Here is a 1,017-nt window from a genome sequence, read left to right as displayed (position 1 = left end):
TGTTTTTCAAGCCGTTGTTGGCTTCGTTCTCGATAGGTTCATCAGAAGCCTTCTCAGTCATGCCGACTTCAAAGCCACCACCTTGCACCATAAAGCCTGGTATCACGCGGTGAAAAATAGTTTTGTCGTAGTGGCCTTTGTTCACATAATTCAAAAAGTTTTGTGTGCTGTTGGGTGCTTTGTCGGCATCGAGTTCAAGCGTGATCACGCCATGGTCCAAGATGTGCAGTTCTACGCGGGGGTTACTCATGGGGGTTCCTTGTGAAAATAAATTAAGGCAACACAGTTGCAGATTTGATGACGACTTGCGTACGAGGCACATCCGATGGGAAAGGGCCACCAAAGCTGGTAGGAATCGCACGAATGCGGTTAACTACATCCATCCCTGAGACCACTTTCCCAAACACGGTGTAGCCGGGTTGTTGAGGGTTGGGATCCAGGAATCCGTTGTCCACCACATTGATAAAAAACTGCGCAGTAGCGGAGTTGGGTACATTGGTGCGCGCCATCGCCAAAGTGCCCACGGTGTTACGGGGCCCGCCCTTGCTAAGAGCCTCAAGACCTTCGTGCATGACAGGCGCACGGGTTGGACGTTCGATGTAGCGCGCGTCATATCCGCCGCCTTGGATCATGAAATTGGCAATAACGCGGTGAAAAATCGTGCCTTCATAGTGCTTGTCACGCACATATTGCAAAAAGTTTTCTACAGTCTTGGGTGCTTTGTCGGGGTAGACCTCGGCCACAAATTCACCCATATTGGTAACGAATTTGACTTGCGGTGCGCCTGCTGTTTTGGCTGTGTCTTGTGCATTTACAACTTGCAGGCTGAGCAGGCCTAAGCCTAAAACTAAAGAACACAGTAGTCGAAGTAATGAGGATTTTTTGATCATGGCTTAACTTGGTTAATTTCTATCGATGGTTTGAGAATATTTATCTTGCGACTCACGCCACGTTGTGCGGGGTTGATTTGTAGTGAACGTTTGAAAGAATAATTAGCCAATTGAATCAGCACATCGC

2 protein-coding genes are annotated in these 1,017 nt (G+C 48.3%); both read right to left on the bottom strand.

Annotation, left to right across the window (positions count from 1 at the left end; translation table 11 throughout):
- Positions 1–250, bottom strand: a 250-nt coding sequence (locus AC9UEO_RS13780) for a peptidylprolyl isomerase (RefSeq protein WP_509534694.1), incomplete at its 3' end; no start/stop codon positions are given.
- A 22-nt stretch (positions 251–272) separates the two neighbouring features.
- Positions 273–890, bottom strand: coding sequence for a peptidylprolyl isomerase (locus AC9UEO_RS13775; RefSeq protein ID WP_509534692.1), 618 nt, complete (start codon positions 888–890; stop codon positions 273–275).
- Positions 891–1,017 lie beyond the last annotated feature (127 nt).

This window comes from Limnohabitans sp., from assembly GCF_040401495.1.
Taxonomy (GTDB): Bacteria; Pseudomonadota; Gammaproteobacteria; order Burkholderiales; family Burkholderiaceae_C; genus Limnohabitans.
The sequence above is the reverse complement of the archived record's forward strand: the minus strand, read 5'-3'. Positions and strand labels throughout refer to the sequence as shown.